22 protein-coding genes are annotated in these 22,467 nt (G+C 67.3%); 10 read left to right on the top strand and 12 right to left on the bottom strand.

Translation table 11 applies throughout. The features are described from left to right. Positions 1-49: 49 nt before the first annotated feature. Complete coding sequence (locus HV681_RS02740) at positions 50-1,435, top strand: sigma-54-dependent transcriptional regulator (protein WP_175121597.1); 1,386 nt, start codon at positions 50-52, stop codon at positions 1,433-1,435. Positions 1,436-1,441: 6 nt separating this feature from the next. On the opposite strand, the gene HV681_RS02735 is transcribed toward HV681_RS02740, so the two are convergent. Next, positions 1,442-1,816: a hypothetical protein gene (locus tag HV681_RS02735; RefSeq protein WP_175121994.1), complete on the bottom strand. Its 375-nt coding sequence runs from the start codon at positions 1,814-1,816 to the stop codon at positions 1,442-1,444. A gap of 151 nt (positions 1,817-1,967) precedes the next feature. On the opposite strand from HV681_RS02735, the gene HV681_RS02730 reads away from it, so the two are divergent. After that, entirely contained in the window at positions 1,968-2,183 is a 216-nt protein-coding gene (locus HV681_RS02730; RefSeq protein WP_175121596.1) for a hypothetical protein, read from the top strand. 51 nt (positions 2,184-2,234) lie between these two features. On the opposite strand, the gene HV681_RS02725 is transcribed toward HV681_RS02730, so the two are convergent. Next, on the bottom strand, positions 2,235-2,501 hold the full coding sequence (locus HV681_RS02725) for a hypothetical protein (protein WP_175121595.1): 267 nt from the start codon (positions 2,499-2,501) through the stop codon (positions 2,235-2,237). A gap of 168 nt (positions 2,502-2,669) precedes the next feature. Here HV681_RS02725 and HV681_RS02720 point away from each other — a divergent pair, with 168 nt between their 5' ends. Together HV681_RS02720 and HV681_RS02715 are read left to right on the top strand one after the other, a co-directional pair. Next, positions 2,670-3,260, top strand: coding sequence for a hypothetical protein (locus HV681_RS02720; protein WP_175121594.1), 591 nt, complete (start codon positions 2,670-2,672; stop codon positions 3,258-3,260). A 100-nt stretch (positions 3,261-3,360) separates the two neighbouring features. Continuing rightward, positions 3,361-3,912 (top strand): DUF4142 domain-containing protein, encoded by a 552-nt coding sequence (locus HV681_RS02715; RefSeq protein WP_254594869.1) that lies wholly within the window; start codon positions 3,361-3,363, stop codon positions 3,910-3,912. Between the two features lie 76 nt (positions 3,913-3,988). Here the strand turns inward: HV681_RS02715 and HV681_RS02710 are convergent, their stop codons facing one another. The 3 genes from HV681_RS02710 to HV681_RS02700 all read right to left on the bottom strand — a co-directional run bounded on the left by HV681_RS02710 (position 3,989) and on the right by HV681_RS02700 (position 5,708). Continuing rightward, positions 3,989-4,879: an SDR family oxidoreductase gene (locus tag HV681_RS02710; RefSeq protein ID WP_175121593.1), complete on the bottom strand. Its 891-nt coding sequence runs from the start codon at positions 4,877-4,879 to the stop codon at positions 3,989-3,991. Positions 4,880-4,961: 82 nt separating this feature from the next. Beyond that, positions 4,962-5,282 carry an ElaB/YgaM/YqjD family protein gene (locus HV681_RS02705; RefSeq protein WP_224776797.1) on the bottom strand — a complete coding sequence of 107 codons (321 nt, stop codon included), beginning with the start codon at positions 5,280-5,282 and terminating at the stop codon, positions 4,962-4,964. Positions 5,283-5,378: 96 nt separating this feature from the next. After that, the gene (locus tag HV681_RS02700; protein ID WP_175121592.1) at positions 5,379-5,708 is read right to left on the bottom strand and encodes a four-helix bundle copper-binding protein; all 330 of its coding nucleotides are present in this window, start codon (positions 5,706-5,708) and stop codon (positions 5,379-5,381) included. 147 nt (positions 5,709-5,855) lie between these two features. Here HV681_RS02700 and HV681_RS02695 point away from each other — a divergent pair, with 147 nt between their 5' ends. Beyond that, positions 5,856-6,107, top strand: a complete 252-nt coding sequence (locus HV681_RS02695) for a hypothetical protein (protein ID WP_056561187.1) — start codon at positions 5,856-5,858, stop codon at positions 6,105-6,107. Here the strand turns inward: HV681_RS02695 and HV681_RS02690 are convergent, their stop codons facing one another. Beyond that, positions 6,108-7,160, bottom strand: a complete 1,053-nt coding sequence (locus HV681_RS02690; RefSeq protein WP_175121591.1) for a DNA topoisomerase IB — start codon at positions 7,158-7,160, stop codon at positions 6,108-6,110. It lies immediately after the preceding gene. Between the two features lie 183 nt (positions 7,161-7,343). Here HV681_RS02690 and HV681_RS02685 point away from each other — a divergent pair, with 183 nt between their 5' ends. From HV681_RS02685 to HV681_RS02675, 3 genes are all read left to right on the top strand, one after another. After that, the gene (locus HV681_RS02685) at positions 7,344-7,508 is read left to right on the top strand and encodes a hypothetical protein (RefSeq protein ID WP_167427925.1); all 165 of its coding nucleotides are present in this window, start codon (positions 7,344-7,346) and stop codon (positions 7,506-7,508) included. 46 nt (positions 7,509-7,554) lie between these two features. Further along, complete coding sequence (locus HV681_RS02680; RefSeq protein WP_076520934.1) at positions 7,555-7,707, top strand: DUF3309 family protein; 153 nt, start codon at positions 7,555-7,557, stop codon at positions 7,705-7,707. Between the two features lie 180 nt (positions 7,708-7,887). Then, a complete protein-coding gene (locus HV681_RS02675; protein ID WP_175121590.1) occupies positions 7,888-8,844 on the top strand; it encodes a 2-hydroxyacid dehydrogenase in 957 nt (318 codons plus the stop codon). Positions 8,845-8,958: 114 nt separating this feature from the next. On the opposite strand, the gene HV681_RS02670 is transcribed toward HV681_RS02675, so the two are convergent. Continuing rightward, complete coding sequence (locus tag HV681_RS02670; protein ID WP_175121589.1) at positions 8,959-9,795, bottom strand: universal stress protein; 837 nt, start codon at positions 9,793-9,795, stop codon at positions 8,959-8,961. A 167-nt stretch (positions 9,796-9,962) separates the two neighbouring features. After that, positions 9,963-12,086, bottom strand: a complete 2,124-nt coding sequence (locus HV681_RS02665; RefSeq protein WP_254594868.1) for an FUSC family protein — start codon at positions 12,084-12,086, stop codon at positions 9,963-9,965. Between the two features lie 300 nt (positions 12,087-12,386). On the opposite strand from HV681_RS02665, the gene HV681_RS02660 reads away from it, so the two are divergent. Next, positions 12,387-13,298, top strand: coding sequence for an EAL domain-containing protein (locus HV681_RS02660; RefSeq protein ID WP_175121587.1), 912 nt, complete (start codon positions 12,387-12,389; stop codon positions 13,296-13,298). A 163-nt stretch (positions 13,299-13,461) separates the two neighbouring features. Continuing rightward, complete coding sequence (locus tag HV681_RS02655) at positions 13,462-13,638, top strand: hypothetical protein (RefSeq protein WP_175121586.1); 177 nt, start codon at positions 13,462-13,464, stop codon at positions 13,636-13,638. Between the two features lie 117 nt (positions 13,639-13,755). Here the strand turns inward: HV681_RS02655 and treY are convergent, their stop codons facing one another. From treY to glgX, 4 genes are read right to left on the bottom strand one after another with little or no spacing between them, the layout of a single operon-like run. Then, complete coding sequence (gene treY / locus HV681_RS02650) at positions 13,756-16,383, bottom strand: malto-oligosyltrehalose synthase (protein WP_175121585.1); 2,628 nt, start codon at positions 16,381-16,383, stop codon at positions 13,756-13,758. Continuing rightward, complete coding sequence (gene malQ / locus HV681_RS02645) at positions 16,380-18,575, bottom strand: 4-alpha-glucanotransferase (RefSeq protein WP_175121584.1); 2,196 nt, start codon at positions 18,573-18,575, stop codon at positions 16,380-16,382. Before malQ ends, treY begins: the two co-directional genes overlap by 4 nt. Beyond that, positions 18,572-20,359, bottom strand: a complete 1,788-nt coding sequence (gene treZ / locus HV681_RS02640; protein ID WP_175121583.1) for a malto-oligosyltrehalose trehalohydrolase — start codon at positions 20,357-20,359, stop codon at positions 18,572-18,574. Before treZ ends, malQ begins: the two co-directional genes overlap by 4 nt. Further along, complete coding sequence (glgX, locus tag HV681_RS02635; protein ID WP_175121582.1) at positions 20,356-22,467, bottom strand: glycogen debranching protein GlgX; 2,112 nt, start codon at positions 22,465-22,467, stop codon at positions 20,356-20,358. The genes treZ and glgX overlap by 4 nt, the downstream gene beginning before the upstream one ends.

Raw genomic sequence — 22,467 nt, 5'->3', positions numbered from 1 at the left:
GCCCCCATAGTGACTATTCTGAGCGTTATAGAAGGGATACGGAGATAGCATGCCTCACCTGCTAATCGTCGATGACGACGATGCGATACGAGAAACACTGGCCGAAATCGGCCGCGATAGCGGGTTTTCGGTGGCCCTGGCAGCCAGCGTCAAGGACGCCCTGATCCAGCTCGAACGGCAAGCGCCCGACCTGGTGCTGACTGACGTCCGGTTGCCGGGCGGCAGCGGCATGGACATTTTCAAGAACGTTAATGCGAGTAGCGCGGAAGTGGTGGTGATGACCGGTCACGGTACTGTCGACAACGCCGTCCAGGCCTTGCGCCTGGGTGCGACCGACTATCTGGTCAAGCCGATCTGCATGGAGCGCCTGGAAGAAATCCTCAAGCGCATCATGGTCAATTCGGGCGGCGAGCTGCCCGGCACGCCTTTCGAGGAACCGGGCCGTTTCGGCAAGCTGTACGGCAAGTCCGAACGGATGCAGACGCTGTACCGCCAGATCGGGCGCGTGGCGCCCACCACCGTCACCACCTTGCTGATCGGCGAAAGCGGCACCGGCAAGGAACTGGCTGCCCATGCCATCCACGAACTCAGCCCGCGCCGCCAGCGGCCGTTCATCGCGGTCAACTGCGGCGCGATTTCGCCCAACCTGATCGAAAGCGAAATGTTCGGCCACGAGCGCGGCAGCTTTACCGGCGCCGACCGCCAGCACAAGGGCTACTTCGAACGCGCGGACGGCGGCACGCTGTTCCTGGATGAAGTCACCGAAATGCCGCTTGACCTGCAGGTCAAGCTGTTGCGCGTGCTGGAGACGGGGCAGTTCATGCGCGTGGGGACCAATCGCGAAATCGCCTGCGACATCCGCGTGGTGGCCGCCACGAACCGCAATCCGGAACAGGCCGTGCAGGAAGGCAAGCTGCGCGAAGACTTGTACTACCGATTGAGTGTGTTTCCCATCGAACTGCCGGCGCTGCGCGACCGCGGCAGCGACATCCAGTTTCTGGCGCAGCGCTTCCTGCAGACGCTCAACGAAGAATCCGGGAAGAACAAGGCATTTTCGCCCGAAGCGGCTGCGGCACTGGAGCAGTACGAATGGCCGGGCAACGTGCGCGAACTGAAGAATTTTGTTCGCCGCGCGTTCATCATGGCTGACGGCGATGTGCTGGATCTGGAAATGCTGGTGCCGCAGGTCTCGCCGGCTGGCGAGTCGTCTGGCGGTCAGGTCAGCGTGCCTGTCGGAGAGACGCTGGCAGAGGCCGATCGGCGTCTTATCCTGGCGACGCTCGAACGCTGCAACGGCGTGAAAAAGCAAGCCGCTGCCGTGCTGGGCATCAGTCCCAAGACGCTCTACAACCGTCTTGAGGAATACGCGGCAGCGGGCTATCCGCTGCCTGGCGAGAATTCCCGGGCGGGTGGACCGCCCCGGGAATCCGCCTAGTCCCGCTTATTTGTTGTAGCGGGTCTTCAGGTCTGCCATGCAGGCGTCCTTGGCATTACCGGACATGGCGTCGCACTTTTCCTTGCCGACTTTATAGTCGGCATCGTTGCGCGTTTTCGCGGCGTCATGCGAGGCTTCGGCCTTTTCCTTGGCGGCTTTGGCGTCTGCCTTGGCCTTGTCGCGCGTGGCTTCGGCCTGTTGCTGGCAGACATCCTTCTGGTTGCCCTTCATGCCGTCGCATTGCTTTTTGTCCATCTTGTATTGGTTGTCGATCTGATCGTTCGTGCGAACGGCGGCAGCGCCAGTCTGCGCGGAGGCCTGGAAGGCGAGGACCGAAAAGCACAGGGCGAAAGCGGGGCAAATCGTTTTGGACAGCTTCATGACTGACTCCTTGGGAAATTGGTCCGGTAGTTGGCGGACCCGACCAGGGACAGAGCAAGTGCCGTGCCCGGGTTTTTCAGGCACGGCGCTTGCGCATTGAGCCGCTGCCTGTCCGCCATCTTCGGACGGGCGCGTTTCAAGGAGAGCATTCATGACGACCCAACACGAACAACAGCCGGGAAAGTCCAAGGCCAACACCCCGAAGGACGAAACGGAAGCGTCGAACCAGAGCGGCCAGTTTGGCGCGGATAAGGCGATCGACAAGGAAGAACCCTACAAGCGGGAATCGGACAAGAAGCCTAACCACGGAGGGCCCGAGTACGAGGAGGGCGGTCAGTATCCGGGGAAGCGGCCCGAAGGGAAGTGACCATTGCGCTTCGCGCTGCGCGGCTGGCGCGGCGCGAAGCAGGCGCCGGGCTTAGCCGCCATTGCGCACCGGGTCGGGCGCATCGCGCGAGATGCCGGCTTCGTCTGCGTCCGTGATGCGATCGGTGGCGACGTCTGCACCGTCGTCGTCCACGAGGTCCGGTTCCACGCTCTCGCGTTCGCCGGTGGCCTGGGAGTCGCTGTCGGTGTGCCGGCGGTCCAGCGGCAGGTCGCTGGCCGAATCGGAAGAGTCGCTAGGGCCCAGGTCGGGCCGGCCGCTGTCGTCAAGGTTCAGGTCGGTGTCGGGGATACGGGGCATGGGAATCTCCAAGTTGGGAAAAGCGCGTCCAGGACACATCCGTGGACGTCGCCATTTGCCATCGAATTGCAGCAAGCGCCATGCCGCGATTGCCAGTCAAGGACCGAGCGGCGCCGCGCGGGTATGGAAGTTGCTCCTGCTGGGAGAATTTTCTACCGGGAGATTGTCATGTCCTTGATTGTCGCTGCACGGTTCCAGACCTTCGACGAAGCCACGCTGGCCGCCCAGAAGCTGTTTGCCGAGGGCTATACCGAGGACGACATCCACACGTTCTACGTCAGCATTGCGGGCGAGCACGGGCGCTTTCCGTTGGGCGGCGACCGCGTCGCCGATCCGGACGCCAAAGGCGGGCACTTCGGCGCCGTGGCCGGCGCGTCGCTGCTGGGCTTGGTGTTCGCCTTGGTGGCGGGGGTGATCGCCGCGCAGCTGGCCGCGTCCATCTTCATCACCATCGCGGCAGCGGGCGTGGGCGCTTATATCGGTGCGCTGGCGGGCGCCATGTGGGTGATCGGCCGCAAGAAACGCGTGCGCACGGCGCCGGGCGAACCGGAGAAGTCGCATCCGCCGGTGCGGCAGGCGGGCGTGATGCTGGCGCTGCATGTGGATATCGGGCGCGAACAGCAGGCGCGTCAGATTCTGCGTGCGGCAGGCGGCACGGACATCGAGCGCGCGAACGGCCGCTGGCAGGACGGCAAATGGCAGGATTTCGATCCGCTGGACCCACCGCGCCGCGTCGAAGCGCCGACCACCGCGAACTGAAGGCCGCGTGGCCGCTCACGGAGATAGAACAATGAAACCATTTACCATCCCCTCGCTGGCGGCTGTGGCCGCTGCGCTTGTTCTGGCGGGCGTTGGCCATGTGAGCCACGCCGCCGAACTGGACGCGTCCGACGCCCGCTTTCTGCAGGCGGCGTCGGGCTCGGGCATGTTTGAAGTACAGGCCGCCGAGCTCGCCGGCAAGCGCGCGCAGGATGCGCAGGTGCGCGCTTTCGCGGCGAAGATGCTGGAACAGCACGCCGCGGTGAACAAAGAACTGAAGGCGCTGGCCGCAGCGAAAAACGTGGCGCTGCCGGATCAGCCGGCCGAGCCTGAACGCGCGACGCTCCACGAGCTGGGCGGCATGACCGGCGCGTCGTTCGACCAGCTTTACATCCAGAAGGCGGCTGTGGACGCGCACGCAACCGCCAACCGCCTGTTTGAGACTGCTGCGAAAGCGTCAGAAGACGCGCAGGTGCGTGACTTTGCGGTCCGCACCTTGCCGATGCTGAAAGATCACTATGCGATGAGCCGCGCGCTGCAGCGTGAGCCGGCGGTCAATGGTGAGAAGATCCACCCCGCGCCGAAGGGGGAAGCGCCGCCCGTGTCTCCGGCGTCCCGCGCCGCGCCGGCTTCTGTTGTGCCGGAAAAGTGAAGTCCGGCGCACGGCGCGGCAGGTGTCTGGGGGATCGGCCGTTAAAAGGTACGGCCCCTCGGTCATGTCCAGCCGCTCAGTCGCCGGCGCTGCCGGTGATGGGCAGCACGATGCCCGTGATGTAGCTCGAGCATTCGGGCGATGCCAGAAAGACGTAGGCCGGCGAGATTTCCTCGGGCTGGGCGGGGCGTTTCAAATCCGTCTTTTCGCCAAACGACTTGATCTCTTCGGCGCTTCGGTCGGCCGGGTTCAAGGGCGTCCACACGGGGCCCGGCGCCACCGCATTCACGCGGATGCCTTGCTCGGCCAGATTGGATGCGAGTGATCGGGTAAACGCATGGATCGCGCCCTTGGTCGACGAGTAGTCCAGCAGCTTGCCGCTGCCGTTCAGGCCCGTGACGGAGCCGGTGTTGATGATGGCGTCGCCCGTCTTCAGGTGTTCAAGCGCCGCGCGCGCCATGTAGAAATAGCCGGTGATGTTGGTGCGCAGCGTCTTGTCCCATTTCTCGTCGCTGATTTCCGGCAGCGTGTCGGTGTGCAATTGGAAGGCCGCGTTGTTGACCAGGATGTCGAGCTTGCCGAAATGCTTGACGACCTGCGCCACTGCTTCGTTGCAGAAGGCCGAATCCTGCACGTCGCCGGGGATCAGCAGACATTGACGGCCCTCGGCCTCGACCGCGCGGCTGGTTTCCTTGGCGTCTTCGTGTTCGTCCAGATATAGCACCGCGACGTCGGCGCCTTCGCGCGCAAACAGCACGGCCACCGCGCGGCCGATGCCCGAGTCGCCGCCGGTGATGATGGCGACCTTGTCCTGCAGCTTGCCGCTGCCTTTGTAGCCGGGCGCCTGGTACTGCGGTTTGAGCACCATGTCGGCTTCAACGCCTGGCTGTTCGTCCAGGTGCTGGCCCGGCATGGGCGGCACGGGATGCGGGCGGTCGCCGGTCTGGGCGTTCTTGGGTGTGCTCATGTTTTCTCCCATTGGGCGGCGCGGGATGCGCCTTGCGCCCGAGAGTCGAGCAAACGCCGTTCCCGGCGACCGTGCCGACCGGCTACTGCCGGCCGACGATGATGCCGAGCAGAAACGCCGCACCCGCCGCCAGCCCAACTGCCTGCCAGGGGCGCGCGTGGATGTATTCCTCGGTGCAATCCAGGGTTTCGCGCATGAGGTCATGCGCGTTGTCGGACGCGTCTCGCAGGCTTTGACGCGTGGCTTGAAGCTGGTCGCCCAGGCGCGCCTTCAAGGCCTCCAGGTCGGTTGCCGAGCTGTCGCTGAGCGTGGCTTCCAACTCGTCGATCCAGCTTTCCGGATGCCGCGAGCGCCTGTAGGCGCCACGATTGTCGGGGCCGTTCTCGGGGAAGTCGGAAGGCATAGGGGTATTCGTCGTGGCCATCGAAAGCTCCTTGACTGTCGGGCGGAAAAATGCGCCGTCGCGGCCGGCCCGGACGGCCGCGGGGCGGGACGAGGCTTACGCCTCGACCATGTCTCGGCATGCCAGCGTGCAGGCGATGCAGGCGCCCGCGCAGATCTGACACTTTTCGGATTCGTGCGTGGAGCACTCGCGCGCGCAGGCATCGCATACCAGCGCGCACAACGTGCACAGCGCTTGCGCAAATTCGCCGCCGCGCGCCAGCATGGCCGCGCATAGCCGGCAGACTGCCGCGCAGTCGACGCACAAGGCGATGCAGGCCCTGAGCTGCGCCGGATTCTGCCGCAGGCAGCTGGCGGCGCACTGGTCGCACGCCACCGCGCATTCATAGCAGGCTTGCACACATTGCTCGAAGTTTGGGTCTCGCATTGCATCTCCTTGTGAACGGCCGACGCCGCGCAGCCACACAAGGGCAGGGCGCCCGGCGGCACATCCGCTTGCAATTTGAAGGTCTTGACAGTTTGTCCAGCGGGCGAGGGGCCGTAGGATGAAGGTTCGCACTGGCTGGAGACCACCATGAAACCTTCGTCCGCACCCAAATCCACCCCGTCGGCGCGCGCCGACAAATCCGCGCAGGACAACGCTAAGATACTGCCGCCGAGCGGTCCCGTCGACGTGCCGAATCTACCGGACAAACCCGATGCCGATACGCCCGACGAGGCCGCCCGCGACAAGCGCGAAGTGGTCGACAACAAGACCGAGTCGAACTGGGCCGACGGTTCCGCGCCGCAGCCCCGTGCCAAAAACGCGCGCTCGTCGATCTTCTGATTACGCATCGGCCGCCTGCTGTTCATGAAGGAAAGCGAGCAGGCGCCGCTCGTCGGCGCTGAGCCCGCGAGGACCCGCCGGCGCGGCCTTGCGGGCCGGCAGCGTGCCGGTCAGGTAGGCTTCCATGATCGCCGGATGCACATAACACGCGCGGCAGACGGCCGGCGTATTGGCTAGACGCTTGGACACCTGTTTGATGACGTCCACGGCCTCCTGTTTGGCTTGGCGCTCGTCCTCGAATGGACGCGCCTGCAGCGCGGCATAGGCCATGACCGACCCCGCCCACGTGCGATAGTGTTTCGCGGTGTATTCCCCGCCGCCCGCGTGGCGCAGGTAGGCGTTGACCGCGCCCGAATCCACCGGACGTTTGTCGCCGTCCGCATCCAGATATTGAAATAGCTGCTGGCCGGGGATGTCGAGGCATTGCTTGATGATGCGGGCGACTCGCCGGTCCGTGACCGTGACATCGTGCGCCACGCCGCTCTTGCCCTGGAACCGGAACCGGAAGCGGCTACCGGCCACGGTGGTGTGGCGGCGCGTCAGCGTCGTGAGGCCGTAGGATTTGTTTGCCCGCGCGTATTCGCGTCCGCCAATGCGGATCAGCGTGATCTCCAGCAGGCGCACTAGTACGGCAATCACCTTGTCCTGCGTCAGGCCCGGTATCTTCATGTCGCGCTCGACCTGGCGCCGGATGCGCGGCAGGGCATGGCCGAAGGACAGGAGGTTCTTGTACTTGGTGGCATCGCGCACCGCCGTCCAATCCGGGTGGTAGCGGTACTGCTTGCGGCCACGCGCGTCGCGCGCCGTGGCTTGCAGGTGCCCATCCTTCATTGGACAGATCCACACATTTTCGTAGGCCGGCGGAATCGCCAGCGCGTTGATGCGCTGGATCTCCGATTCGTTGGTGATACGGGCGCCTTTCTCGTCCAGGTAGTGGAACGTATGGCCATTGACCCGCACGCGGGTGTAGCCGGGTTCCGTGTCGTCCACATAGGTCAGCGCCGCCTCTTCGACGGGCAGGGGATCCGGGTCGTTTTGCGTGCGGGTACTCATTCAATCTCCGGGTGCGCGCGGTAGCGCCCCGACCCAGCATGCCGCGTTCCCGGACGCCCCGCGCCGGGCGGCGCGCGGGTTTGGGCACGGCGCTTGCTGAAGGCGTTGTCGGCAATCGTGCTACCGGAACCGCCCGCCGGACCGGCAGCGCCGCCCGCGAGAGAATCTTCAGAGGAGAGTGCAATGCAAACCGTCCTGCAACTACATGTGCCGCCGAAGCCGGACCCCATTCCCCCCGGCTCGCCGCCGGGCGACCTGCCCGTGGACCCGGATACCGATGAGCCGGACGTGGATCTGCCGCCGCTGTCCCCGCCGGTCAAGGAAATCGTGCCGCCGAAAGACGCCTGAGGCGTCGCTCTTACATAACTCGAACCAATAAGACCAAGGAGTCATTATGTCGACCATCCTGCTGATCATCCTGATCCTGCTGCTTATCGGCGCCGTGCCTGCGTGGCCCCATAGCCGTAGCTGGGGCTATTACCCCAGCGGCCTGCTTGGCATTGTCGTGATCGTGCTCATTGTGTTGCTGCTGATGGGACGCATATAGCGCCTTGACGCGCTGACGGCCGCCGGGCGCGTGCGCGCGTCTGGCGGGCCGCATCAGGAGGGACTGCGGCGGCACACGCCGCATCGGTGGGCCATCCCGGCGCCAGTCCTGGCGCGCTCGCCGCGTCGGGCGTAAGATCTGCGGGTTTCAGCAGCAACCCTCATAGACCCGCAGCCCGACATGAGCATCCCCTTATTGATCCTGATCGACAGCGTTCAGGACTATCTTCCCCTCATCGAATCCCAGGGCTTTCGCCCGATCCTCGCCACCACCGACCAGACCCGCGCCCAGGCCATCCAGGACCACGGCGCCGGGATTCGTGCCGTCCTGACGCGCGGCGCCACCGGCCTGCGCGCCGATGAAATGGCGGCGCTGCCCCAATTGAGCATCGTGTGCTCGCTGGGCGTCGGCTATGAAAATATTGACCTTGCTGCGGCGCACGCACGTGGCATCGAGGTCACGAATGGTCCCGGCGCCAACGCCGTGTCCGTTGCCGACCACGCGATGGCGTTGCTGCTGGGCGCCGCGCGCCGGCTGCCGCAGGCTGACGCCTGGGTCCGGCAGGGGCACTGGAGCGGGTTCATGGGCCCGCAGGTCAGCGGCAAGCGGCTGGGCATTCTGGGCCTTGGCACGATTGGCCTGGAAATCGCCCGGCGCGGCGCGAATGGCTTTGGCATGAGCGTGGGGTATTACAACCGCCGCGCCCGTCCTGAGTCCGGCCACACATATTTCGACAATCCGCGCGCGTTGGCGGCCGAGTCCGATTTTCTGGTGGTGGCCACGCCCGGCGGCGCCGGCACGCATCATCTGGTGGACGCCGGCGTGCTGGAGGCGTTGGGTCGGGACGGTTATCTGATCAACATCGCGCGCGGCAGCGTGGTCGACACGGACGCGTTGATTGCCGCGCTGGCCGAGAAGCGCATTGCCGGCGCCGGACTGGACGTGGTGGACGGCGAGCCGACCATTCCCGATGCGCTCAAGCAGTTGGACAACGTGGTGTTGACGCCGCACAGCGCAGGACGTTCGCCGGAAGCGGTGGCGGCGACCGTGGCGTTGTTCCTGGAAAACGCCACGGCGCATTTTGCCGGCAAGCCGGTGCTGACGCCGGTGCGAGACGCGAACCTCGTGGCTGCGTGATGCCGCGCGGCCGATTGCCGGCGCGAGTATGGCGCCGGCGGATGCGCCGATATTGAATACGCCGACGCCGCGCCCTTTGTGGACGCGGCGTCGGCGTTTGTGCGGGCTAAGCCTTCAGTGCGAGAACATGATCGGCACCGTCATGCTCTTCAGGATGGAGGCGGTGGCGCCGCCCATCGCCCATTCCCGGAATTTGCTGTGGCCGTACGCGCCCATGACGATCAGGTCGGCGCTGTAATCGGCGGCGGCGTTCAGGATGGTGCTGCCGACGCCAACGCCCTTGATGTCTCGGCGCACGTGGTCCGGCGCGGAGATGCCGTGTGCCACGAAGTAGGTGACCAGATCTTCGAAGGGGATGGATTCGACGTTGCGGGTGGCCGCGCCTTCGTCCATGGTCAGCACGACGACATGCGAGGCGCTTTGCAGCAGCGGGGTGGCATCGGCCAGTGCGCGGGCGGCTTCGCGGCTGCCGTCCCAGCAGAGCAGGACGCGGTCGCCAACGACCGGGAATTCGCCGCTGGACGGCACCACCAGGACGGGGCGCCCGGCGGTCAGCAGGGTTTGTTCGACGAATTCGTTTTCGTGGGCGGCCTCGACATCGTCGCGGTTTTGCTGGCTGACGATGATGAGGTCGCTGGCGCGGCCGTGCAGGGCGACGGTGGCGCTGGGCGAGGATTCACCGGCGCGGACGACGGCCGGTACGTCTGCGATGGCGGCGGATTCCAGAAAGGCGTTCTGCACCTCGCCGCGGTTCTGGGCCTGCAGGTTCTTCATGATGTTGAGCGTGCGCGACATCATGACGGATTCGCCGTAGTAGTACTGCGGCGGCGCGGAGCTGGCGTAGACCCCCACCAGTTCGGCCTTGTGGCGCTTGGCCAGTTCCAGCGCCAGCGCGGTGCGGCGCTTGCAGTCAAACCCGTGGTCCAGGTGGACGGAAATGCGGCGGTACATGGTGGGCCTCCTTGGTTGAACAAGCCATGTCCGTATGGTTGCCGTTTAACCAGGGCGCTCCATTGATGCGCATCAAGCCGGTTGGAGTTTCGCCCCGCCGGCTCAATGCAAGCCGCCATTGCAAGCCGCCATTGCAAGCGGCTATTGCATGCGGCTATTGCATGCGGCTATTGCGGCGCCGGATCACGCTGCACGCGGTCGCGTAGTTGGCGGATCTGACGCGCCTGCTGTGCGATGCGGTCGAGCGGCGCGGCCAGCGCCGGTTCGGCTTCGGCAATGGCAGCGGGCACCGCCATCCCGCGGGCCTCGGGGACAGGGCCGGAGCCTTCCGGATGCAGCACGTGCGCCAGCACCGCGCCGTAATCCCGCAGTGCGGAAGCCGCCGGGGATTCTGGCGGCAGCGCTGGCTGGATCTCCAGCACGGTGCCCGCCGCCGTGATGCGGCGCATGGCGTTGAGCAGGTTCACGGCGGTGTCCACGTTACGGTCGCGATGCACCGGATTCTGCTGCAGCCGCTGGAGCGACGCCTCGGCGTTGTCGGCCGACAGGCAGGCGAGCCGACGCAGGCCGACGATGTCGCGGGAAGCGGCGTCGCCGCTTTTTTCCTGGGCCAGCGCCAGGGCGTAATCGGCATGCCGCTGCAACGCGCGCGCCAGGGCGCCGGCCAGCTGCCGCGGCTCTTTCTCGGGCCAGACCAGAAAGCCGACCAAGAGCGCCAGAATGCCGCCCAGCACGCTATTGAAAGCGCGCAGTGCGGCCAGCGTCGGTTCGTAGATCTCGGGCTGCTGGATGTGGCTGACCAGCACGAACTGCGACGTCAGGAAGAAGGTGTACAGCGCGTAGTGGACGGTGCGCGCGGCAAACGTGCCCAGCGCGATAGGCAGGACCGCCAGCGCCACGGACAGCGGCGTCGTGAGCAACAGGCCCAGCAACGAGGCGCTGATGGCGCCGGCCACGCTGCCTATCACCCGCTCGACGGTGCGCTGCCAGGTGGTCGCAAAGTAGGGCTGCAGGATGAAGATCAGCGTCAGCGACATCCAATAGCCGTGATTGACGGCAAAGGTCTTGGACAGGGCCACGGCAATGGTGGCGCCCACGCCGACCCGCAGCGCATGGCGGAAGGCATCGGATTCGAAACGCAGGTTCTGGCGCAGCGTGCGCCAGGCCTGCCGGGCGCCGGTGCCATCGCTGGCGCGGTGCGCGGGCGCGGCGGGGGTCGCGCCCAGATCGAACAGCGACTGCGTGACCGCCTGGGCGTTGTGCAGCAGGCGGTCGAGCACCGGCACCACGGAGGCCAGGTCCGGCGCATAAGCCATGGCCCCGCCGCGCAGGTCGCGTAGTCCGGCGTTGTAGTGGGCCAGGCGCTCGCGCAGGCACTCGGCCTGCTTGGCGTCGCTGACGTCGGACGTGCTGGCGATCGCGTTGCAGACGCTGGCGTAGCGATGCAGCGCGTGCGACAGGTGCGCCCCGGCGCTGCGGCCCAGCCAGCGCGGCGCATTGGACTCCAGCAGGTCGGCGGCGGCGACCAGCGCAATGAAGCTGTCCTCGGCGCTGTCCAGCAGGTAAAGCAATTGATGCGCGCGGGCCCGGCGCGACGGGCGGGCGTCCAGCACTTCGCGGATCCGGACGCGGGCGGCTTCCAGCGCGGCGCGTTGGGCGCTGCGCTGCGGTCGGACGACGGCGCTCCAGGCCTGCGGCCCCGCGGCCGGCGCAAGGCCGGAATACATGCGGGCCAGCGCATCGGAAAAGTCCGCGAGACCCCGGTAGCAGTGGGCGACCGCATGGGTGGCGTCCTTCCAGGGCCGGCGGCGCCAGACAAGCGCCGTCATCAAAATTGCCCACACCGCGCCCGCCAGGAAGAACAACGTGTACCAGAGGCTTTCGGTAAGCGTCGGGGCCGGCAGCTCGGCGGCCACGACGAAGCCGGCCGACAGCAGCGTGCCCACGATGGCGGCGGCGGGGCCCAGCACCCGCAGCAGTCCGCCGAAGGTGCAGCACACAAAGGTCAGCGGCAACAGCAACCAGACATGTGAGGCGCTGGCGCTGGCCAGCAGGCAGTACAGGGCGCCGATCAGGCCCAGCGCCAGCATCGACCCGGCGCGCTTGCGCAGCGGACCGCCGGGGTCGCCGAAGCAGGCCCAGAACGCGGCGATGGCGGTCCAGCCCAGGCGCGGTTCGTGCACCAGCACGGCAAGGATGACGGGGGCCGCGCTGATGGCGGCGGCTTGCAGGGCATCGAGCCACAGCACATTGCGCAGGGAGGCGCGCCAACGGGTAAGCAGACTAGTCACGCGGATGAAATGCAGCGGAAAAATTGGCTGGGCAGGCCGGAAAGATGGCAACCCTACCATGTCGACAAGACAAGGGCGGGAGATTGCACCCCGCGGCGGAAACCCGCGGCACAAAAGCCGGACGAAGCGGCACTCGAGCCGCCCGGAAACCCGCGCCAAACATGAATTTGCGCACCTTAACACCGTTGGTTACATGTGTGTGACTTTATGGCGTGGAGAGCGCAGAATGCGTCAATATCGTGTTCCGATCTGCGCCCGGACAGCGCAGGCAACCTGTCGGGACGCATCTGGAGCAAGCCGATGATCAATACCGAGTCTTGCCGACAACCCGTGGTCAGCGATGCGGAAATTACCGCCATGGTCACCGGACGTGATGGGCTGCGCGTGCTGTTGCAGCCGCAGGTCGACCTGCTGACAGGTCGCATCGTTTCTGCCGAAGCGCTGGTGCGCTGGCAGCATCCGCAACTGGGCATCGTCATGCCTGCCGACTTCATCCCCGCGGTGAACCGGCTGGGGCTGGACGGCATGTTGTTTGAACGCGTATGCGTGCGGGTCATCGACGCGCTGCAGACGCTGCGCCGCGTCGGCGTGGCCGTGCCGCTGGCGATCAATGCGCCCGCCACGACGCTGTCCGAACTGCGCTGCGTGGATTTCCTGCTTGACCGCGTACGCGCCGCGGAATTGCCCCCGTCGCTGGTGCGCGTCGAACTGACCGAAGACCAGCCCATCCACGACCTGGATGTGCTGCGCGCGTCGCTGCTGCGGCTGGAAGAGGCGGGCTGCGAGGTCAGTCTGGACGACTTCGGCACCGGCCATGCGTCCCTGAAGCTGCTGTCCGCGCTTCCCCTGTCCGAAGTGAAGATCGACCAGTATTTCGTCACGCGCATGCGGCGCAGCGCCGTTGCCTTCGAGGTTCTGCGCACGGCTGCGGAGCTGGCGACCCGCCTGGGCTGGCGCGTGGTCGCGGAAGGCGTGGAGAACGTGGCCGACATACCCGCTCTGCGTGCGGCCGGCTGCCGCTATGGGCAGGGCTTTTCATTGGGCCGTCCCATGCCGCTTGACGAGTTGATCATGCGCCTGCGGACGCAGCGCGACGGCGGCGAGCCGCTGGCGGCGCCCGCCGCCTATGCGTCGTCTTGGCTGGATGCGTTCGACGGTCCCAGCCAGGAAGCGGAACCGGGCCGCCCGGTTGTGCACTCCACCTTGCTGTAGCGCCTGTGCAAGGGTAGTTTTTACCGATCGGCGCGGGAATTCCGCCCGCTGCCTCCGTCCCCGAAAATAGCCATCCCCGCTTCCCCCCTGCGCACCGGGTTGGGCACGGCGGTTGCTCAAGGATAAGTGCGGAATATCTCCGCTTCTATTCAGGAGACGTGTAATGGCCAACCAGAACCAACCCGACCAGCAGAAGCAACCGCAAAAGCAACAATCCCAGGAGAATCCCCGGGACCGCAACCAACCGGGTCAGCAACCCGGCCAATCGGGTCAGCAGATGGAAAAAGACCGCAATCAGCAGGGTCAGTCTTCCAATCAGCAAAACAAGACTCAGCGCTAAATGCGTTGGCTGCGCTAGCCGCGTGACCAGCGCGCGGTTCGATGCGTAGTGCCTGACGGCCCCGGCCGCGTCTCCCTCCGTGACGTGTCCGGGGCCGAATTGTGTCTGAAAGCCTTGCTAGGCCGACAGGCAGAGTACTGCCGGGCCGTCTCGCAGCAGCTCGGTGATCGGCAGCAAGCCGTCTGCGCCTGCGCGCACGCGGCGTCCCGTCAACGCGTCATGCAGCGAGAGACCAGGGATGCCCGCAGGCAGACGCAGCGCCGTATCGGTCCAGAACGCCCGCGCCGCAGCTGCATCGCCGCGCGCATAACCGGTCAATTGCAGTGCGCACGTTCGCGCCCCGACAATGAGGGCGATCTGGCCGTCGTGTTGCCGCACATACGACAGAACATGATCGGCTCGGGCGCCCACGGCAGCGACGGCAAGGAAGTCACCGCCCGCAAAAGGCTCGGGCGCCCGCTGGCGGGCCATCAGCAGCCGGTGGATCAGCGCCTGCTTGACCGCACCCGTGCGCCAGGCCGATTCGGACAGGTCCATCGCTACGTCGTGCGAACCATCCGCGAGCAGCTTGGCGCGCAGGGCGTAATCGACCGGTCGGCGATTGTCGGGGTCGACCAGACTGAAATCCCACAGATCCGTGCCCTGATAAAGATCCGGCACGCCCGGCAACGTATTGCGCAGCAGCGTCTGCGTGAAACTGTTGACCATCCCGGCTGGCGCAATGTCGAGCGCAAAGGCGGCAATGCTGGCCAGCACGCGGCGGCCTTCGGGATCACCGCCCAGCCATGCGAGGCATTCTTTCGCGGCGGCTTCGTAGGTGGGATCCTGATCGGTCCAGCTCGTGTGCAGCTTGGCCTCGCGCAGGGCCTTTTCCTGCCATTGGCCGATCCGGTCCAGCCATTGCTGCAGGGCGTCGGGCGCCCAGTCGGCCGGGTCCGCACGCCATTCGCAGGGCCAGGCGCCGATCAGCGTCTGGATGAGCATGTAGCGGTCTGCGCGGCTGATGCCGCTGGGCAATGCGTCTATCCAGCCTCGCGCCGCTTCCTGCCAGCGGTCGGGCATCTCGGTCAGGACGGCGAGCCGCATCCGCGTGTCTTCGCCGCGCTTGTGGTCGTGCGTGGCGGTGGCCAGCATGGCGCGGGGATGCGTCCGCGCGCGGGCGGCGCAGGCGGTGAAGAAGTTCTCGGCGGACAGGCTGAAGCAGGCCGGCGACGCGCCAACCTCGTTGCGCGACAGCAGCGGGCCGTATCGGTAGAAGAGGGTGTCTTCCAGCGCCTTGGCGGCCAGCGGCGGCGTCAATTGCTGGAAGCGGCGCAGGGCGGTGGGGTGATCCGTTTCGCCGTTCAACCACTGCGCAAGCTGCGCCAGCAGCGTCGTGTCGGCGGAGCCTTCGCGGGCCGCCATCGCCGCCGCCGCGCCCTGGACCGCGATCTCGCGCTGCTGCGCGTCCGCCGGATTGCGGCCCTCGTCCTCCGCATAGGTGCGGTAGACGGGGAAGGCGGCCAGCAGGGCGCTCAGCGCGCGGTCGATCGCCGTGGCGGTCCAGTCGCGCGTGCGCAGGTCGCGGGCGGCGATCTGTTCCAGGCAGCGCACCAGCGCCTGCCTTTCCGCCGGGAAATGGCGGGCAAGCATGCGCACCCGCGCTGCGCGCAACTGTTCAGCGGGGTCGCGCTCATCGCCGGTCAGCGTTTGCCAGAACTCCCGCAGCGGCGCTTCGGCCTGCGGGTCGTGCAGCACCGCGCTCACCTGATCCATGAAGTCGTAGCCGGTGGTGCCGTCCGTCAGCCAGCGCGGGTCCAGCGCCTCGTCATGCGCCAGGATCTTTTCGATCACAAGGTAGGGCTGCTCCTGGCGCAGCGCCGCGGGGCGGTTGGCGTTGGCCTGTTCAAGCCGCGCCGACAGCCGGCGCAGATACCCGCCCGGCGACGCCAGTCCATCGATATGGTCGATGCGCAGGCCGTCGAGCACACCTTGCGCGTATAGCCGCAGGACCAGCGCGTGCACGGCGTCGAACACGGCTTCGTCCTCGACGCGCACGCCGACCAGTTCGCTGATCTCAAAGAAGCGCCGCCAGTTGATCTGGTCCGGCGCCGTGCGCCACCACGCAAGACGGTAGTGCTGGCGTTCCAGCAGTTCATGCAGGCGCTGACGCCCGCCGGCCTGAGCCGGGTCGTGCTCGCGCAGCCAGGCCTGGCGCTCCGCGCCACGCGGCACCGACGATGGCGTCAGCGGGAAGCGCTGTCCATGCACGTCCAGCTCGGGGGCGGACGCGCCGGTGTCCCATTGCGGCGTGATGGCGCCGTGCTCCAGCGCCGCGCCGTACGGGTCGCCCAGCACCGGCAGCAGCACCTTGTTGCGCAGTGCCGGCGCGGGCGGGTTCCATTCGATATCGAAGTAGCCCGAGAACGCGCTTGCCGGTCCATTGGCCAGCACGTCGCGCCACCACGCGTTCGCGGGATTCGCCGCCATGTGGTTGGGCACGATGTCCGCGATCAGGCCCAGGCCGCGTGCGCGGGCGGCGCTGGCCAGGCGGAGCAGGGCGGGCTCGCCGCCCAGTTCCGGACTGACGACGGCATGGTCGATGACGTCGTAGCCGTGGGTGGAGCCCTCGCGCGCGCGCGTGATGGGCGACAGATACAGATGGCTGACGCCCAGGTCTGCGTAATAGTCCACCTGCGCGCACGCGTCATCGAGCGTGAATCCTGCATGCAGTTGCAGGCGGGCGGTGGCTAGCGGTGTGCTCAAGATTGTCTCCTTCCGGCGCGCGCGGCATCCAGGCGGGTTTGCGCGGCGGGGTCTGCAAAGGTCGCGCGGATGCTCAAGGGCAAACGCTGGCGCCAGTTGGGATGGGTATCGATGGTGCCGGGCAGGTTCGGCTGATCCAGCACGCCGGCGATGTCTTCCATCGGCACCAGCAGCAGCGGGCAGGGGCTGGACGACACGAAGCGCAACAGTTCTGGGACCGGCGCCTCGTCGGGCGGTGCTTCGACATCGAGGTCCAGGGCGCGGCAGAGCATCTCCCGGTCCTGCGCGCGGGCGGCGCGCAGGCTGGCCTCGTCGTTGTCGGCGCCCAGCAGATCGAGTTTGACGCGCCAGTCGATGTCGCGCGCTTCCCACCAGCCGAGCAGAGTCGGCAGGTCGTGGGTGGTGGTCATGGCGGCGGCGTTCTCGGGCCATTCGGCGGGCGGCGTGAATCCGGCAGGCGATTCGGCGTCCACTTCGTCTGGGCCTACGTCTTCTGCACCCGCAGCATGGGAGCGCGGCGCCTTCGCAACTTCGGCCCCCGCTTCCGGCTGCGCTTGCGGCGCCTGGCGCATGAACCAGAGCACGTTCATGCCAAGCACGCCGTTGTCCTTCAACCGGTCGTCGAACCCTTCTGGCACCGTGCCCAGGTTCTCGCCGATGGCGCAGGCGCGGTGGCGCCACGCCTCCAGCGCAATCAGCGCCAGTATCTCGTCCAGCGGGTAGCGCAGATAGGCGCCGTCGGCGGGCGACGCGCCTTCCGGCACCAGCCACAGCCGCGCCATGCCCAGGATGTGATCGATGCGCACGCCGCCCGTGTGGGCCAGCACCGCGCGCAGCATCTCGATGAATGCGGCGTAGCCGTTCGCGTGCAGCGCGCGCGGTGAAAACGCGGTCAGGCCCCAACCCTGTCCAAGCGGGTTGTAGATGTCAGGCGGCGCCCCGACCGACATCCCGCGCATCAGGTCGGCCTGCCGGCTCCATGCGTGGCTGCCGTCCGGACTGGCGCCCACTGCCAGGTCGGCGAGCAGGCCGAGACGCATGCCGGCCTCGCGGCCGGCCGCGTGTGCCGCGGCCAGGTTTTCTGCTGCGAGCCACTGCGCGAACTGATGAAAATCCACTTCAAGCGGATGGTCCTGCGCAAAACGCCTGACCTGTGAAGAGGCCGGATCGCGCAAGGCGGCCGGCCATTTCTGCCACGGCGGGATGGTGCCGTCCGGCGCGCGCTGCGCGGCATGCAGTGCTTCGAAGGTCGCGTGATCGCGCAGCGCCTGGCCGCGGTCTTCGCAGAACTGCGCGTAGCGCGCCCGCTGGCTGACGGCGCCGCTGCGCCCAAACTCCGCATGCAGCGCGCGCAGCACCCGCAACCGGATCGCTGCGGCTGCCGGCCAATCGATGAGATCCAGCCCATCCAACGCGGTGAGTTCGGCCGGTTCCACACCGGACAGCGCGCGCATCATCGCGTCCTGCCCGAGCACCGAGGCGGGCGCCGCGTACAGCACGTTCAGGAAGAGGCGGTTGGACGGCGAATACGGGCTGGAGCGCTCGGGTTGTGCCGTGTACATCGCGTGGACGGGGCTGATGGCCAGCATGTCGGCGCCTTGCTCCGCGGCGGCCACCGCCAGTTCGCGCAGCGCGCCGAAATCGCCGAAGCCGTGCGTGCGCGGCACGGCGGCATGGGCATCCTGGCGCAGGCTGTAGACCTGCGCGGCCAGACCCCAGCAGCGCGGGCTGGCCGCGCCGGTCAGGTCGGCCAGGCTGGGCGCCTTTTGCGGGGCAACCGCCAGCGTCGCCTCGGCGGATGTCAGCAGCAGCCGGTGGTAGCCGGGCTCGTCAGGCGCAACCAGGCAGGGCACGCCGTCCGCGCCCGCCTGTAGGTGGCCGTCCAGGATGCGGCCAGACTCGCACAGGATGCGATACGGACCGCGCGCCGTCTTGGGCAATGCAGTGCGGGCGTTGCAGCGCGTGACCACCATGGGCGGCAGGGCGTCCGCGGCCTGCTCCGCCAGCCGGCGGCGGCTGTCCTCGATGTCGCGCGCCGTGGCGGCTGGCAGGTCCATGGCGGCCAGCAGCGCACGCAACGTATCGGGCGACACCTGTTGCGGCCGCTGCCGAGCATCCGACCAGTGTTCCGCGATGCCGGCGTCATGGGCCAATGCGGATAAGCCGTCCGGCTCGGCCTTGGCGCGCTTCATGCTGGCTCCTCCAGCAGCCACACTGTGCAGTCCGGGCACAGCTCGCCTTGTGAGAGGCGGTCGCGCCCGCCGGCGGGTGATTCGAAGAGCAACGTCGTGAACACATCCGGGCCGGGCATGAGCGATTCCGGGACGGTCTGAGGCATGGGACCCAGGTTGGTGTAGACCGTCAGGCGGGCGCCGTCGGCCAGTTCCCAACGCGCGAACACGCTGCGATCGCCGACCGCCGCGGCACCCAGGCTGACCGCACCCGCCAGGCGCGGCGCAATCGACCGCGCCCGCAGTTGCAGTAGCGCGGAATAGTCGCGCATCCACTCGGCCGCATCCGGCTCGTCCTGCCAGGGCGAACTGGCGTGGTAGGTGGATTCGTCGTTCGGGTCGGGCAGCTGCGCGGAGGGCGAGTCGCCCGCAAACTCCGGAAAGGCCGAGAACTCGCGCTGCCGGCCGTCTCGCACGGCCTGCGCCAGTTCCGGGTCGGTATGGCTCGTGAAGTACAGGAACGGCGCGCGCGATCCCCGTTCCTCGCCCATGAAGATCAAGGGGATTTGCGGCGCCAGCAGTTGCAGCGCCACGGCCGCCCGCAGCCGCTGGGTGTTGTCGACCAGGGCGGTCAGCCGTTCGCCGCGTGCGCGGTTACCGGTCTGGTCATGGTTTTGCAGGAACAGCACGAAGGCGGTGGGCGGCAGGTCCGCGCTGCGCTCGCCCCGTGGCTGGCCGCCGCGATAGGGCGACGGTTGGCCTTGGTACACCCAGCCCTCGGCCAGGCAGCGGGCCAGCGCCTGCGCGGGCGCCTCGGCGTAGTCGGCGTAATAGCCGCGCGATTCGCCGGTCAGCAGATGGTGCAGCACATGGTGCGCATCGTCGTTCCATTGCGCCTCGAAGTCGCCGCGCAGCAGGCTGGCCCGGTTGTCGTCGTTTTCAACGACCAGATGCACGTTGCGCTCGGCCGAGACGCCATCGCGCACGAAGCGGGCCAGCTCGTGCAGCCACTCGTGTCCGGCGATGGCGTGGACGGCGTCCAGACGCAGGCCGTCGAAGCGGTATTCGGTCAGCCAGTAGAGCGCGTTTTCCTTGAAGTACGTGCTGACGGCGTCCTGGCGGAAGTCGATGGCGGCGCCCCACGGCGTGTCGATGTCGGTGCGGAAGAAGGGCGCGGCGTAGCCGGACAGATAATTGCCGTCCGGCCCGAAGTGGTTGTAGACCACGTCCAGCATCACGCCCATGCCGTGGCCATGCGCTGCGTCGATGAGCTGTTTCAGGTCGTCCGGCGAGCCGTATGCGGTGTCGGGCGCATACGGCAGCACGCCGTCGTAGCCCCAGTTCCGTTCGCCGGGAAAATCGGCGATGGGCATGAGTTCCAGCATGGTGATGCCCATGGCCGCCAGTTCCGGCAACCTCGCGATCAGGCCTGCGTAGCCGCCGGCCAGACCCGCGTGGACCTCGTAGATGACCGTTTCTTCCCACGGCCTGCCGGTCCACTCCGGATGGCGCCAGCGGTAGGCGCCAGGCTCCACGACGATGCTGTCGCCATGCACGTCGCCGTCCTGAAGGCGGGAGGCGGGATCGGGCATGACGGTGTTCTCGTCCAGCCGATAGTGGTAGCGCGTGCCCGGCGCGCAGTCCACGTCGGCCTGCGCGTAGCCGTCCGGGCCGGGGCGCATCGGAATGGGCGGATGGCCCTCGACCTCCAACGCGAGACCGGGCGGGGCGCTGGGCGCCCACAGCCGGAAGCGCGTGACGCCGCTTTCCAGCGGAATCGCGCCATAGGAATACGAATGCGTCATGGCGCTTCTCCGGGTTCCGCACGCTGGGCCAGCAGGACCAGGCTATGCGGGGCCACCGTCACGGTCGGCTCGTCCCACGGCGCGGGCCCGGCGGGCTTGTCCGAATCCAGCTCCAGCGACCAGGCGATCGCGGGCTCCGGCAGCGTGAAGGTGACCGCTTCGTGGGTAGGGTTCATCAGCAACAGCGTCACGTCGGCGCCGCCTTCGGGGCGCTGCGCGGCACGCCGCAAGCCCATCACGCGTTCCTGCTCCGCTTCCCAGGCCGGACCGTCCAGCTGCGCGCCGGAAGCGTCGAACCAGGAAATCGCGGGGATGCCCGGCAGGATCTCCTGGCCGGCATCGCCGTAGCGGGCGCTGCGCACGCTAGGATGCGCGCGGCGCAACGCGGTCAGGCGGCCGACATAGCGGCTGAGCGCGCGGCCGGCGTCGCTCTGCGCCTGCGTCCAGTCCAGCCACGAAATCGGGTTGTCCTGGCAGTAGGCGTTGTTGTTGCCTTCCTGGCTGTTGCCGAATTCGTCGCCGGCCAGCAGCATCGGCGTGCCGTCGGACAGCATGGCCGATCCCAGCAGCGCGCGCTGCACGCGGCCGCGCGTCTCCAGGATCTGCGGATCGTCGGTGGGCCCTTCGGCGCCCCAGTTGTGGCTGAAGTTCTCGGAATGGCCGTCGTTGCCGTCCTCGCCGTTGGCCTCGTTATGGCGGCCGTCGTAGCTGACGATGTCTGCCAGCGTGAAGCCGTCGTGCGAGGCCACGTAGTTGACGGTCGACCAGGGGCGGCGATGGCGGCGATCGAAGATGTCGCGCGACCCGCACAGCCGGGCCGCCATATCGCCGCGCATGCCCTCGTCACCGCGCCAGAAGCGGCGGGTGGTGTCGCGGAACTTGTCGTTCCACTCCGCGAACCCAGGCGGATGGTTGCCCAGCTGGTAGCCATCCGGGCCGATGTCCCACGGCTCGGAAATGAGCTTGAGCTTGGACAGGACCGGGTCCTGCAGGATGACATCAAAGAACCCAGAGCCGGGGTCGTAGCCGTTGCCCTCGCGACCCAGCGTCACGCCCAGGTCGAAGCGGAAGCCGTCCACGCCGTAGGACGTGGCCCAATAGCGCAGCGAGTCGGTCACCATCTGCAGCACGCGAGGGTGCGACATGTTGACCGTGTTGCCGCAGCCGGTGTCGTTGATGTAGTAGCGCTCTTCGCCCGGCATCAGGCGGTAATAACTGGCGTTGTCCAGGCCGCGCCAGGACAAGGTCGGCCCCATCTCGTTGCCTTCGCAGGTGTGGTTGTAGACCACGTCCAGGATGACCTCGATGCCCGCCGCGTGCAGGCGGCGGATGGCGAGCCGCAGCTCGTTGGGGTGCTGCATCAGGTAGCCGGGCTCGGGCGCAAAGTACGACAGGGTGCTGTAGCCCCAGTAATTGCGCAGGCCACGCTCGGTCAGGAAGTGGTCCTGCAGGAAGGCGTAGACAGGCAGCAGCTCCACCGCCGTCACGCCGAGCCGTTGCAGATGTTCGATGAAATGCGGATCGGCCAGGGCGGCGCAGGTGCCGCGCAGCGGCTGGCGCAGGTCTTCGCGCTGCATCGAGGCGCCGCGCACGTGGACCTCGTAGATGGTGGTGTCGTTCCACGAGGTGCACGGCGCCTTGCTGTTGCCCCAGTTGAACGGGACTTCATCGGCCACGATGGCCTTGGGCATGGCGGGCGCACTGTCGCGGCGGTCAAAGCTCATGTCCGCCCGCGAGTGATTCATGCGGTAGCCAAACAGGGCGGGGCTCCAGTGCAGCGGCCCGCTCAACTGGCGCGCGTACGGATCCAGCAGCAGCTTGTGGGGATTGAAGCGGTGCCCGTTCTGCGGATCGTACGGGCCGTGGGCCCGGTAGCCATACAGCAGGCCGGGCTGCGCATCCGGCAGGTAGCCATGCCAGATTTCGTCCGTGCATTCGGGCAGGTCGAAGCGCCGCAATTCCTTGCGGCCCTTGGGGTCGAAGATGCACAGCTCGATGCGGGTGGCGTGCGCGGAGAACACGGCGAAGTTCACGCCGAGGCCGTCGCTGGTGGCGCCCAGCGGTGTCGGCTGGCCGCCGGTGATACGGGTCAGTTGGGACGGATCCAT

It is taken from the genome of Achromobacter animicus, assembly GCF_902859585.1.
In the GTDB taxonomy this organism is placed as follows: domain Bacteria; phylum Pseudomonadota; class Gammaproteobacteria; order Burkholderiales; family Burkholderiaceae_B; genus Achromobacter; species Achromobacter animicus.
This window is presented reverse-complemented; position numbering and strand designations above follow the sequence as displayed.

Bases quoted from the DNA above. Each gene is read 5' to 3' on its own strand.
- HV681_RS02740 (WP_175121597.1), top strand. From the start codon at position 50: ATGCCTCACCTGCTAATCGTCGATGACGACGATGCGATACGAGAAACA.
- HV681_RS02735 (WP_175121994.1), bottom strand. From the start codon at position 1,816: ATGAAGCTGTCCAAAACGATTTGCCCCGCTTTCGCCCTGTGCTTTTCG.
- HV681_RS02730 (WP_175121596.1), top strand. From the start codon at position 1,968: ATGACGACCCAACACGAACAACAGCCGGGAAAGTCCAAGGCCAACACC.
- HV681_RS02725 (WP_175121595.1), bottom strand. From the start codon at position 2,501: ATGCCCCGTATCCCCGACACCGACCTGAACCTTGACGACAGCGGCCGG.
- HV681_RS02720 (WP_175121594.1), top strand. From the start codon at position 2,670: ATGTCCTTGATTGTCGCTGCACGGTTCCAGACCTTCGACGAAGCCACG.
- HV681_RS02710 (WP_175121593.1), bottom strand. From the start codon at position 4,879: ATGAGCACACCCAAGAACGCCCAGACCGGCGACCGCCCGCATCCCGTG.
- HV681_RS02705 (WP_224776797.1), bottom strand. From the start codon at position 5,282: ATGCCTTCCGACTTCCCCGAGAACGGCCCCGACAATCGTGGCGCCTAC.
- HV681_RS02700 (WP_175121592.1), bottom strand. From the start codon at position 5,708: ATGCGAGACCCAAACTTCGAGCAATGTGTGCAAGCCTGCTATGAATGC.
- HV681_RS02695 (WP_056561187.1), top strand. From the start codon at position 5,856: ATGAAACCTTCGTCCGCACCCAAATCCACCCCGTCGGCGCGCGCCGAC.
- HV681_RS02690 (WP_175121591.1), bottom strand. From the start codon at position 7,160: ATGAGTACCCGCACGCAAAACGACCCGGATCCCCTGCCCGTCGAAGAG.
- HV681_RS02685 (WP_167427925.1), top strand. From the start codon at position 7,344: ATGCAAACCGTCCTGCAACTACATGTGCCGCCGAAGCCGGACCCCATT.
- HV681_RS02680 (WP_076520934.1), top strand. From the start codon at position 7,555: ATGTCGACCATCCTGCTGATCATCCTGATCCTGCTGCTTATCGGCGCC.
- HV681_RS02675 (WP_175121590.1), top strand. From the start codon at position 7,888: ATGAGCATCCCCTTATTGATCCTGATCGACAGCGTTCAGGACTATCTT.
- HV681_RS02670 (WP_175121589.1), bottom strand. From the start codon at position 9,795: ATGTACCGCCGCATTTCCGTCCACCTGGACCACGGGTTTGACTGCAAG.
- HV681_RS02660 (WP_175121587.1), top strand. From the start codon at position 12,387: ATGATCAATACCGAGTCTTGCCGACAACCCGTGGTCAGCGATGCGGAA.
- HV681_RS02655 (WP_175121586.1), top strand. From the start codon at position 13,462: ATGGCCAACCAGAACCAACCCGACCAGCAGAAGCAACCGCAAAAGCAA.
- malQ (WP_175121584.1), bottom strand. From the start codon at position 18,575: ATGAAGCGCGCCAAGGCCGAGCCGGACGGCTTATCCGCATTGGCCCAT.
- treZ (WP_175121583.1), bottom strand. From the start codon at position 20,359: ATGACGCATTCGTATTCCTATGGCGCGATTCCGCTGGAAAGCGGCGTC.
- glgX (WP_175121582.1), bottom strand. From the start codon at position 22,467: ATGGATCCGTCCCAACTGACCCGTATCACCGGCGGCCAGCCGACACCG.